The 10,644-nt window shown below is 59.0% G+C and carries 9 protein-coding genes and 1 pseudogene; 5 read left to right on the top strand and 5 right to left on the bottom strand.

Annotation, left to right across the window (positions count from 1 at the left end; all coding sequences use genetic code 11):
- Positions 1 to 152: 152 nt before the first annotated feature.
- The 3 genes from xopAW to ACIPIN_RS24555 all read right to left on the bottom strand — a co-directional run bounded on the left by xopAW (position 153) and on the right by ACIPIN_RS24555 (position 2,838).
- Positions 153 to 920, bottom strand: a complete 768-nt coding sequence (gene xopAW, locus ACIPIN_RS24565) for a XopAW family type III secretion system calcium-binding effector (protein WP_401123243.1) — start codon at positions 918 to 920, stop codon at positions 153 to 155.
- Positions 921 to 1,033: 113 nt separating this feature from the next.
- Entirely contained in the window at positions 1,034 to 2,074 is a 1,041-nt protein-coding gene (locus tag ACIPIN_RS24560) for a sensor histidine kinase (protein WP_401123240.1), read from the bottom strand.
- Positions 2,074 to 2,838 (bottom strand): response regulator, encoded by a 765-nt coding sequence (locus ACIPIN_RS24555; protein WP_401123237.1) that lies wholly within the window; start codon positions 2,836 to 2,838, stop codon positions 2,074 to 2,076. The genes ACIPIN_RS24560 and ACIPIN_RS24555 overlap by 1 nt, the downstream gene beginning before the upstream one ends.
- 305 nt (positions 2,839 to 3,143) lie before the next feature.
- Between ACIPIN_RS24555 and pyrF the strand changes: the two genes are divergently transcribed.
- Positions 3,144 to 3,842 carry an orotidine-5'-phosphate decarboxylase gene (gene pyrF, locus ACIPIN_RS24550; protein ID WP_401123234.1) on the top strand — a complete coding sequence of 233 codons (699 nt, stop codon included), beginning with the start codon at positions 3,144 to 3,146 and terminating at the stop codon, positions 3,840 to 3,842.
- Between the two features lie 117 nt (positions 3,843 to 3,959).
- On the opposite strand, the gene ACIPIN_RS24545 is transcribed toward pyrF, so the two are convergent.
- A complete protein-coding gene (locus tag ACIPIN_RS24545; protein ID WP_401123232.1) occupies positions 3,960 to 4,964 on the bottom strand; it encodes an NADP-dependent oxidoreductase in 1,005 nt (334 codons plus the stop codon).
- A gap of 232 nt (positions 4,965 to 5,196) precedes the next feature.
- Here ACIPIN_RS24545 and ACIPIN_RS24540 point away from each other — a divergent pair, with 232 nt between their 5' ends.
- From ACIPIN_RS24540 to ACIPIN_RS24525, 4 genes and pseudogenes are all read left to right on the top strand, one after another.
- Positions 5,197 to 5,958, top strand: a complete 762-nt coding sequence (locus ACIPIN_RS24540; RefSeq protein ID WP_401123229.1) for an SDR family oxidoreductase — start codon at positions 5,197 to 5,199, stop codon at positions 5,956 to 5,958.
- Positions 5,959 to 6,183: 225 nt separating this feature from the next.
- On the top strand, positions 6,184 to 7,590 hold the full coding sequence (locus ACIPIN_RS24535) for a PLP-dependent aminotransferase family protein (RefSeq protein WP_401123227.1): 1,407 nt from the start codon (positions 6,184 to 6,186) through the stop codon (positions 7,588 to 7,590).
- A gap of 89 nt (positions 7,591 to 7,679) precedes the next feature.
- A pseudogene (locus ACIPIN_RS24530) lies at positions 7,680 to 8,828 on the top strand (HAMP domain-containing protein); the annotation flags it as partial.
- On the top strand, positions 8,808 to 9,689 hold the full coding sequence (locus tag ACIPIN_RS24525; RefSeq protein ID WP_401123245.1) for a methyl-accepting chemotaxis protein: 882 nt from the start codon (positions 8,808 to 8,810) through the stop codon (positions 9,687 to 9,689). The pseudogene ACIPIN_RS24530 and the gene ACIPIN_RS24525, both read left to right, overlap by 21 nt.
- A gap of 94 nt (positions 9,690 to 9,783) precedes the next feature.
- On the opposite strand, the gene ACIPIN_RS24520 is transcribed toward ACIPIN_RS24525, so the two are convergent.
- A complete protein-coding gene (locus tag ACIPIN_RS24520) occupies positions 9,784 to 10,542 on the bottom strand; it encodes a hypothetical protein (protein WP_401123225.1) in 759 nt (252 codons plus the stop codon).
- Positions 10,543 to 10,644 lie beyond the last annotated feature (102 nt).

Genomic DNA, 10,644 nt, shown 5'->3' with positions numbered 1-10,644 from the left:
TAACAACCCGATATCCCATGATGCTTCCTTAAATCGACGCTCCTACATCATGGTCCAAAAATATTCGACCACAACACGGCAGCTCCTACGGTAAATGCGAATACCGCGTAGGAGCTGCCGCAGGCTGCGATCTTTTCAGGGTTTCACTTGAATCAGGCCGCGGCGTTCAGGTTTTTGCTTGAGTTCAGCGTATTGGCCTGCGAGTACTGCTGGTTCATGCTGACGATCAATTTGCTCAGAGCCTCGGCTACGGCGCTTTGATCGATGGTGCCGCTGGTTTGGCTGCTGCCCGTTTGCAATGCCGTGAGCAGGGCTGCGTCATTGTCGGTGCTGCTGGTGGACGAGCTTGTGGTCAGGGCATTGCTCGGTTCGGTGGCACTGATGCTGCTATTACAGTTCGTGTCCGGTTGGCTGGACAGCGTCTGCGTCTGTTGCGGTGTGAGGGCGGCAATCAGCTCGTCCTTGCTCACGGTCCCGTCGTTGTTTGTGTCCAGCGCGGCGAACAGGCTCTTGCTGTCGACAGTGCTGCCGGCTTTCGTCAGGCCCGCGCTCAGCTCAGCGCTGCTGATGCTGCCATTACCGTTGCTGTCCAGGAGACTGAGTATCGCGTCGGCCATTTTCGTGCTGGGTGGCTGATTGTTGGCCTGGTGTTGCGGTGGTGTCATGGCGGCCATTTCCTGGCTGCTCAGACTTCCACTGTTATCGGTGTCCAGACTGCTGAATTGCTGGCTCAGGCTCTTCAGTACGGGGTTGTCGGGATTCTTCGCCAGGGCGGTGTTCAGCTCATCCTTGGAAATGGTTCCGTCGCCGTTGGTATCGAGCTTGGCGAACAGTTCTTTCTGACGCTGCTGGAGGCGGGCGGCATAGGCCGCACTGGTGGCGCTGGTATAGCTGGAGTTACTGCTGACGCTGCCGATCATGGGCTCACTCCCTGCGGATGGATAAAGCCGGTGAAGGCACCGGCCCATGCAGCCTCGGGGGAGGAGTTGTCGTGGGTATGTGGGATTTGTACGAAACAGCACACAGAGGCTGTTCAGACCCGTGGCAGGCATACCACGGCGGTCAGGCCGCCGCTCGGGGTTTCTTCCAGGCTTAATGCACCGCCCAGCCGTTCGGCGGCTTCGCGCGCGATGGTCATGCCTAGGCCAACGCCGCCGGAGTTGCGGTTGCGCGAACCTTCCAGGCGATAGAAGGGTTCGAACACCGCTTCGCGTTTGTCGGCGGCGATACCGGGGCCATGGTCGATCACTCGAATAATCAGCTGTTCACGGCTGTCTTCAAGGTTGATCAGTGCCTGGCCGGCGTAACGCAAAGCATTGTCCAGCAAGTTGTTGATGCAGGACCGCAAGGCCATCGGTTGAACCTGCAACGGTGCACAGTGCCCGCTGGCCTGCACGTCCGCGCCCTGGTCCTGAGCGTTTTCGCAGAGTGACTCGATCAGTGCCTGCACGTCCATCCACTGCAGGGCTTCGCTGGTACGTTGTTCGTGCAGGTAGCTGAGGGTCGCGTCGAGCATGCGAATCATGTCGTCGAGGTCCTGACGCATCTGCCCTTGCAGTTTGTCGTCGTCGACCTGCTCCAGGCGCAACTTGAGCCGCGACAGGGGCGTGCGCAGGTCATGGGAGACGGCGCCGAGCATGCGCGAGCGCTGCTGCACCTGCTCACGGATACGCTTCTGCATCAAGTTGAACGTGTGCGCCGCTTGCCGCGCTTCCCGTGGGCCGGATTCATCAAGCGGTGGGCTGTCGAGGTTTTCGCTGAGGCTCTCGGCGGCTGCGCTCAGGCGTTGAATCGGCCGGGAGAGCAGTTTCGCGCCGTACCAGGCGGCGATCACCAGCGAGATGAGCTGAAAGGTCAGCGGTACGATCGGGCCACCAAACCACGGCCGTGGCGGTCTGTTTTTGAAGTGCGGCGGCGGTTGTCCGTTGAACTCGGCGGAAAACTCCGGCGGTGGAGGGGGCGGGGGATGGCCGTAATGGTGGAACCAGAAGAACGCCAAGAGGTGCGCCAGGAAAATCGCCAGCAACAGCACGCCAAACAGACGGCCGAACAGCGTATCGAAGCGCGCACGCATCAACCGATGTCTCGGGCGTCGAACAGGTAACCTTCGCCGCGAACGGTTTTGATCAGCTGAGGTGATTTGGGATCGTCACCCAACTTCTGCCGCAGGCGCGAAACCAGCAAATCGATACTACGATCGAACGCTTCGATCGAGCGTCCACGGGCGGCATCCAGCAATTGCTCACGGCTGAGAACCCGTCGCGGGCGTTCGATGAATACCCAGAGCAAACGGAATTCGGCGTTCGACAGCGGCACCACCAGGCCATCGGCGGAGATCAACTGGCGCAGCACGCTGTTGAGGCGCCAGTTGTCGAAGCGGATGTTGGCTCGTTGCTCGGTGCGATCATCGCGCACACGGCGCAGGATGGTTTGAATCCGTGCGACCAGCTCTCGTGGCTCGAACGGCTTGGCCATGTAATCGTCGGCACCGAGTTCCAGGCCGATGATACGGTCGGTGGGTTCGCAGCGGGCGGTGAGCATCAGGATCGGGATGTCCGACTCGGCGCGCAGCCAGCGGCACAGCGACAGACCGTCTTCGCCGGGCAGCATCAGGTCCAGCACCACCACGTCGTAATGCTCCGCTTGCAGCGCCAGGCGCATCGCGGCGCCATCGGTAACGCCACTGGCGTGGATGTTGAAACGGGCCAGGTAGTCGATCAACAGTTCGCGGATCGGAACGTCATCGTCGACGATCAGCGCACGGGTGCTCCAGCGTTTGTCTTCGCCGGCTGCAGGGGCTTTTTGATCGTCGTTCAGAAGAGCGGGGCTATTATGCATGCGTACGTTCATCTGCCAGAGAGGCTGCCAACCACAAAAGATGGGCCGCGAGGTTGTGGCTTCAGCATAGGCGTCCGGCCGTGAGGCGGGAAGTGCTGTAGGAGGTCTTGAGATTGGCGAGGGTAGCCTTTGGCGATGTTGAGGGCGTGTCGTGAGTGTATCTGTTTCGACACAATTGTCGTGCCTGCGGGGTTTATCATTCGCTAATCGGCACTGTTGAAGATGATTTACCGATCATCGGGTCCCGGACGGGCTCGCGTTCCGCTACAATGCGCGCCGATTTCGACTTGCCTGAGAGCCCACTCATGTCCGCCTGCCAGACTCCTATCATCGTCGCCCTGGATTTCCCTACCCGTGACGCCGCACTGAAGCTGGCCGACCAGTTGGACCCGAAACTGTGCCGGGTCAAAGTCGGTAAAGAACTGTTCACCAGTTGCGCTTCGGAAATCGTCGGGACCTTGCGTGACAAGGGTTTCGAGGTGTTTCTTGACCTTAAATTCCACGACATCCCGAACACCACGGCAATGGCCGTCAAGGCGGCTGCGGAAATGGGCGTGTGGATGGTCAACGTGCATTGCTCCGGCGGTCTGCGCATGATGGCGGCCTGTCGCGAAGTGCTCGACCAGCGCAGCGGTCCAAAACCGCTGTTGATCGGCGTGACCGTGCTGACCAGCATGGAGCGTGAGGATCTGGCCGGGATTGGCCTGGACATCGAACCGCAGGAGCAGGTATTGCGTCTGGCGGCACTGGCAGAAAAAGCCGGGATGGACGGTCTGGTGTGCTCGGCACTGGAAGCCAAAGCCCTGAAAGCGGCACATCCGTCGCTGCAACTGGTGACGCCGGGAATCCGTCCAGCGGGCAGCGCCCAGGACGATCAGCGTCGCATCCTGACACCGCGCCAGGCACTGGATGCAGGTTCTGATTATCTGGTGATTGGTCGCCCGATCAGCCAGGCGGCCGATCCGGCCAAAGCCCTGGCCGACGTCGTGGCCGAACTGGCCTGATCAAACGCTGAAGATCATTGTGGGAGCGGGCTTGCTCGCGAAGAGGGAGTATCAGTGACATCAATGTCGCCTGACACACCGCTTTCGCGAGCAAGCCCGCTCCCACAATAGTTTGCGTTAAACCTTTAGAACCAACTTGCCAAAGTTCTCACCGCTGAACAGTTTCATCAGCGTTTCCGGGAACGTCTCCAGTCCTTCGACGATGTCTTCCTTGCTCTTGAGCTGCCCCTTGGCCATCCACCCGGCCATTTCCTGCCCGGCGGCGGCGAACTGTGCGGCGTAATCCATCACCACAAAGCCTTCCATCCGCGCGCGATTGACCAGCAGCGATAGATAATTGGCCGGGCCTTTGACCGCTTCCTTGTTGTTGTACTGGCTGATGGCGCCGCAGATCACCACGCGAGCCTTCATGTTCAGGCGGCTGAGCACGGCGTCGAGAATATCCCCGCCGACGTTATCGAAATACACGTCTACCCCTTTCGGGCATTCGCGCTTGAGGCCGGCAACCACGTCTTCGTGCTTGTAGTCGATAGCGCCGTCGAAGCCGAGTTCATCGATCAGGAACTTGCACTTGTCCGCGCCGCCGGCGATACCCACCACGCGGCAGCCTTTGATCTTGGCAATCTGCCCGGCAATGCTGCCCACCGCGCCCGCTGCGCCCGACAGCACCACGGTATCCCCGGCTTTCGGTGCACCGACGTCGAGCAGTGCAAAGTAAGCGGTCATGCCGGTCATGCCCAGCGCTGACAAGTAGCGCGGCAGTGGCGCCAGTTTCGGATCGACCTTGTAGAAACCTCGAGGCTCACCAAGGAAGTAATCCTGCACACCCAACGCACCGTTTACGTAGTCCCCCACGACAAAGCCCGGGTTGTTCGAGGCAATCACCTTGCCCACGCCGAGTGCGCGCATTACTTCGCCGATGCCCACTGGCGGGATATACGACTTGCCTTCGTTCATCCAGCCACGCATGGCCGGGTCCAGCGACAGGTACTCGTTCTTGACCAGGATCTGGCCCGCCGCCGGTTCGCCGACCGGGACTTGCTGATAGGTGAAGGTCTCGCGGTTCGCTGCTCCCACCGGGCGTTTGGCGAGCAGGAATTGACGGTTGGTCTGGGCAGTCATGGCGGGCACTCAAGGTTGAATGAAGTCTGAGTGATAGACCCTCATGACCGTTGTCGCAAGGTTTGCTGACTCAGCGAATACAGCGCGATCCAACGGAGTGATAGTTGGGCGGGGATCTCCATCACTGCAACGCATGAGGAATCAACCGGCCCTCTGATAGTGCTGCCGCGTGACGGGGCTGGGTGGCTAGACTGCGAAAACGCGATCACCCACATTTTTCGAGGACATAACAATGAGCATGACGTTTTCCGGCCAGGTAGCGTTGGTGACGGGTGCAGCAGCCGGTATTGGCCGCGCGACCGCCCAGGCGTTTGCCGCCGAAGGGTTGAAAGTGGTGGTCGCGGACCTCGATGTGGCGGGTGGCGAAGGCACCGTCGAACTGATCAGGGCTGCCGGTGGCGAAGCGGTGTTCGTGCGTTGCAACGTGACCCTGGAGGGCGACGTGCAAAACCTGATGGCTCAGGCGGTGAGCACTTACGGCCGCGTCGATTACGCCTTCAACAATGCCGGGATCGAAATCGAAAAGGGCAAGCTTGCGGAGGGCACAGTCGATGAGTTCGACGCGATCATGGGCGTCAACGTCAAAGGCGTCTGGCTGTGCATGAAGTACCAATTGCCGCTGATGCTTGCCCAGGGTGGCGGCGCCATCGTCAATACCGCCTCGGTGGCGGGTCTCGGCGCGGCGCCGAAGATGAGTATCTACGCGGCGTCCAAACACGCGGTCATCGGCCTGACCAAATCGGCAGCCATCGAATATGCGAAGAAGAAAATCCGCGTGAATGCGGTCTGTCCGGCAGTCATCGACACCGACATGTTCCGCCGCGCTTATGAAGCCGATCCGAAGAAGGCCGATTTTGCCGCAGCCATGCACCCGGTAGGACGTATCGGCAAGGTCGAGGAAATCGCCAGTGCGGTGCTTTATTTGTGCTGCGATGGTGCTGCGTTCACGACCGGTCACTCGCTGGCGGTGGACGGTGGGGTGACCGCGTTTTGATGGTTTGACGAAAAGCCGTGTTTACATGAGCGCAACAGGCAGCAGTGACGTAGGAGCAAGCCCGCATTTATGCGGGCTTTCTCATTACGCGGTTTGAGTGCGGCGAATCATCGGACATTGTGTTTCAAAGGGTTAGAAGATCGCGTTTTGGCGGCGTTGTCGCACATCTTCATCTGGGCGCCTGTGCTTAACTGACTCCAGAAAAACAGTTGGAGTTGGTCTCTCATGGAATTGAGAATCGATCGACAGGCGTTGGTGCCCGTCGTGCAGCAAATTGTTGACGCCCTTGCTGGCTGGATTCGCCAAAGTGCCGTTGAGCCAGGAACACGTTTGCCGTCTATTCGGCAACTGGCCCGGGATAACTTGCTCAGTCAGTCCAGTGTCATTGAAGCGTATGAACGCATGGTCGCCCAAGGCGTGCTTGCGTCGCGTCATGGCTCGGGTTTTTTTGTGGCCGGGCCTTTGGTTGCGACCTATCGTTGCGGTGATAAATCGGGCCCCGCGGGGGCTGACGCAAACAACGCCTGGTTGGGCGATAGTCCGTTGGGCAAGCTGCCGCTAGGGCGTGGTGGTATGCCTGAAAGCTGGCGTGAGAGCGATGATCTCAGTTATGCCATTCGCCAGGTTTCTCGTACCGACATGGCCGGATTGTTCAACTACAGCACCTCGTATGGGTTGCCTGCCTTGCGCCATCAGATTCTCAAGCGCCTGCAGCAGATCAATATCACCGTCGATGAGAATCAGGTACTCACCACTGCGGGGGCCACTCACGGGCTTGATCTGATCGTACGGGCTCTGCTCAAGCCGGGTGATTGCGTGGTGGTCGAAAGTCCGGGCTATTCGAATCTGTTCGAGCAGCTCAGGCTGCACGGCGTCAGATTGCTGGAGGTGCCACGAACCCCTCGCGGTCCGGACATTGAAGTCCTGGAGGCACTGTTGAGTGCGAATAATCCCCGCGCCTTGTTCATCAATAGCCTGTTCCACAATCCGACCGGCAGTAGCCTGACCTCCGCCGTTGCGCAACGGATTCTTGAATTGGCGAAGTGTCATGAGCTCATCATTGTCGAAGATGACGTCTACGCTGATTTTCAGAGCAGTGCCGGTACCCGTCTGGCGGCGATGGACGCGGGGGAGAGCGTGGTCTATGTCGGCAGCTTTTCGAAAACCCTCAGCAGTTCGCTGCGGGTCGGTTATGTCGTGGCCAGCGCCGCATTCATTGCGCGCCTGGCAGAAGTGAAGAGGATTACCAGCCTGGGTGCTTCGCGGTTTTGCGAGTCGGTGTTGAGCAGCCTGTTGGCCAATGGCGCCTATCGCAAACTGGTACAACGCCAGCGTCAGCGTTTGAAGCGAGATATGGCGGCGACGTTGCTGGTGCTTGAAGACGCCGACTGGGAGGTGTTCGGCAAGCCTGCCGGTGGATTGTACATTTGGGCCCGACCACAAGCGCACGAGTCGGCGCAGGTGCGAGCGCTGGCTCACGAACTCGGTATCGTGCTGTCCTCCAGGACGGACTTCACCCCCGGTGGTGAGGCCAGCGACTGGTTACGTATCAATGTGGCTTATGCCAGTGATCCACGGGCGCAGGCGTTTTTTCGGGCCTGCGCATTACCGGATCGACTTCGACCGTTCTGAAAACGACTTCTGCGTAGCTTTTTGCCATTATTGCGGCGCCAAAGACTTGTGCTTGAGTGCGCCCCGTTGCGAACCTGCAACAACTGAAAATGGCCATGTTGCCATTGGGTCTGGGAAGGGGGTTACGAGCAATGATTTCGGCCGTGCAAGGACGTTTTGCCAACCTCGGTATGGCAAAAAAACTGGGTGTCGGTTTTGTTCTGGTCCTGCTGTTGACGGCCCTGGTGGCCGCCATCGGCGTCTGGTCCTTACAAACCATCAGTCAGCGCTTCGATGGGCTCAAGCAGATGTCGTCGCTCAACAGTGGTTTGCTCAAGGTGCGTTTGCTGGAGCAGGAGTACGCCTTGCACAGTGATCCGAAAACCGTCGATGCCTTGCACAAGGGCGTTGACGCGTTGATCGCCCTCGCAACGCAACTCAAGGCTCAGTCGGCGGCTAACGTTCCGGTGATGAATGATGTCGAGCAATCGCTGGGGGCTTACCGCAAAGCCTTCGATGAGTTCGTCGAACTGACCCAGTCCAAGGACCTGGCGCTGGAAATGGCCAGTTGGTCGGTGTCCAGCGTGGCCAATAACCTCGATGTGCTGCAGGCCGGTCTTGCTGACGATGGCGCTTATGCGCTCAAGGATTCGCAAGGCAAGGAGGGTGCAGAGTTTATCGAGCAGGCCAATCAGGTCAGTCAGGTGTCGCGACTGATGTTGCAGGCGATGAACGAGGCGCGGGTGCGCCTCGATCAAAGCCGCAAGGCCAACGCCGAAAGCGCTGGGCAAGGCAAGATTGAGCAGGCCGATCAGGCGCTGACTCAGGCTGAGACGCTGAAGAACACGGTCAAGGACGCGGGCTACCAGACCGTGCTCAATGAAGTGACCGGGCATATCGCCAGTTTCAGCGAAAAACTCGCCGAGTACACAGGGCTCCTTACTCAGGAGAAGACGGTCTATCAGCAGTTGCATGAGCGCGCCGCCGAAGTGGTGCAGCGGGTTGATCAGGCTTATGGCGCCGAAGACCAGTCGATGCAGGCAGAGCTGAAGAAAAATTCGCTGCTGATCATCGCGTCGTCGGCCTTGGCATTACTGGTTGGGTTGATTGCCGCGTGGGTGATTACCCGCTTGATCGTTGCGCCACTGCGCAGTGTGATTCTCGTCGCTCAGCAAATTGCAGCAGGCGATCTGAGCGCGACCGTGCAGGTGACACGACGTGATGAAATCGGACAGTTGATGCAGGCAATGCAGCAAATGGGCGCCGGACTGAGCAGTATCGTCAGTGGCTTGCAGGCCGGCATCGAGCAGCTTGCGAGTTCCGCGCAATCACTCTCGGCGGTCACCGAGCAGACCAACCTGGAAGTCAGCAGCCAGAAGGAAGAAACCGAGCAAGTCGCCACCGCGATGAATCAGATGACTGCGACCGTGCACGACGTTGCGCGCAACGCCGAGGAAGCGGCATTGGCGGCGCAGACAGCAGACGGCAAGGTCGAAACCGGTCAGCAGGTCGTGCGTCAGAGTATGCAGCGAATCGAGCAGTTGGCTGATTCGGCGACGTCGGCCAGTTCCAGCATTGAAAGCCTCAGCGCGGAAATCCAGAACATTGGCACTGTACTTAGTGTGATCAAGAGCGTTGCCGAGCAAACCAACCTTCTGGCACTCAATGCAGCCATCGAGGCGGCGCGAGCGGGTGAGCAGGGCAGAGGGTTTGCTGTGGTTGCCGATGAAGTTCGTGCCTTGGCCAAGCGTACCCAGCAATCCACCGAAGAAATCGAGCGTCTGGTGAGTGCCTTGCGTTCAGCTGCGCATGCGTCGGTGCAGCAAATCAAGAGCAGCGGTGAGTTGGTCAAACTCGCCGTCAGTGATGCGCTACAGACCGAAAGCGCGCTGGGCAGTATCGCGGCGGCGGTATCGCTGATTCAGCAGATGAACCAGCAGATCGCTGCTGCGGCCGAGCAACAGAGCTCGGTTGCCGAAGAGATCAATCGCAGCGTGACCAGCATCCGCGCCAGTGCCGATCAATCCTCGGTGGCCATGCAAGGCAATGCTACGTCCAGTATCGAGCTGGCGCAGTTGGGGGCTGAGCTGAAAGGGATGGTGGGGCATTTCAGGTTGTAAGCGTGAAATCGATTAGAGTCTGTGGCGAGGGCGCAAGCTCCCTCGCCACAGGTGTTGTGTCAGCCATTTGGAATGGCTTTGCACAACATCACTATCAGTCGTAGATAGCCTTCTTTTTCCAGTCTGCGTCGACTTCTACTTCTTTGAGGCCTTCGGTCAACTCGTTAACTTCACCTTCCACCGGCGCAATGTTGGTCAGCACCATGGAGTTGGCGCGCGCCAGGAGTTTTTCCAGGTACTGCAACTGTTCGCTGTAAACCTGGGGGTCTTGCTGTTTACGCAAGTACTGCACGCCACGCTCGAACGCCAGGCGGGCTTGCCCGGGTTGTTCCTGTTGCAGTGCATGTTGGCCGAGGTTGTTGAAGAACTCGATGTGCAACAACACCAGAATGTGCCGAACTTCGCGGATCCAGCGTTTGGCTTCGTTGGCTGGCAGGAAACCGTCCTGTGCCGCACGTGTGACCTGGCCATGCAGGGCCTCAAGCAGAAAGCGCACGTCCTTGGCCTTGGCTTCGGTCTGGATCGGTGCCGGCGGGTTGTTGACCGGAATGGATTCGCCTTGTGCGACCAGCGCACTCAGTTCGTCAATGCGGGCTTTGACCTTCGAGCTGGATTTTTCCAGATTAAGCAGGCGTTGACAGACGTTGAGCTCCAGGCGCGTCAGCAGCAGCTTGAGCGCTGGAGTCATCAATTGGCCAGGGAAGGTCTCGGTGATTTCGCCACAGCGGCGCAGTCGATCATTGAGTTCGACCTTGGTGCGGGCCTTTTCCAGTTTATTGTTTTCCACCACATGGTTCATGTAGCCAATGGCGATCAATATTGCGATCCCGACTATTACTAGCAGGGTGATCATGAGTGGTGTCACCGTGAAGACCTCTTTATAGGGTTTGCATGCGAGTGTAGAGGCTAAGCCTGGGAGCGCATAGGGTGGCGCGACGAGTTGAATCGAGCCGTT

It is taken from the genome of Pseudomonas sp. NPDC087697, from assembly GCF_044743155.1.
GTDB lineage: Bacteria > Pseudomonadota > Gammaproteobacteria > Pseudomonadales > Pseudomonadaceae > Aquipseudomonas.
The sequence above is the reverse complement of the archived record's forward strand: the minus strand, read 5'-3'. Positions and strand labels throughout refer to the sequence as shown.

What these genes read in the sequence shown, in the direction of transcription:
- xopAW (WP_401123243.1), bottom strand. Translation starts at nt 920, where the DNA reads ATGATCGGCAGCGTCAGCAGTAACTCCAGCTATACCAGCGCCACCAGT.
- ACIPIN_RS24560 (WP_401123240.1), bottom strand. Translation starts at nt 2,074, where the DNA reads ATGCGTGCGCGCTTCGATACGCTGTTCGGCCGTCTGTTTGGCGTGCTG.
- ACIPIN_RS24555 (WP_401123237.1), bottom strand. Translation starts at nt 2,838, where the DNA reads ATGCATAATAGCCCCGCTCTTCTGAACGACGATCAAAAAGCCCCTGCA.
- pyrF (WP_401123234.1), top strand. Translation starts at nt 3,144, where the DNA reads ATGTCCGCCTGCCAGACTCCTATCATCGTCGCCCTGGATTTCCCTACC.
- ACIPIN_RS24545 (WP_401123232.1), bottom strand. Translation starts at nt 4,964, where the DNA reads ATGACTGCCCAGACCAACCGTCAATTCCTGCTCGCCAAACGCCCGGTG.
- ACIPIN_RS24540 (WP_401123229.1), top strand. Translation starts at nt 5,197, where the DNA reads ATGAGCATGACGTTTTCCGGCCAGGTAGCGTTGGTGACGGGTGCAGCA.
- ACIPIN_RS24535 (WP_401123227.1), top strand. Translation starts at nt 6,184, where the DNA reads ATGGAATTGAGAATCGATCGACAGGCGTTGGTGCCCGTCGTGCAGCAA.
- ACIPIN_RS24525 (WP_401123245.1), top strand. Translation starts at nt 8,808, where the DNA reads ATGCAGGCAATGCAGCAAATGGGCGCCGGACTGAGCAGTATCGTCAGT.
- ACIPIN_RS24520 (WP_401123225.1), bottom strand. Translation starts at nt 10,542, where the DNA reads ATGATCACCCTGCTAGTAATAGTCGGGATCGCAATATTGATCGCCATT.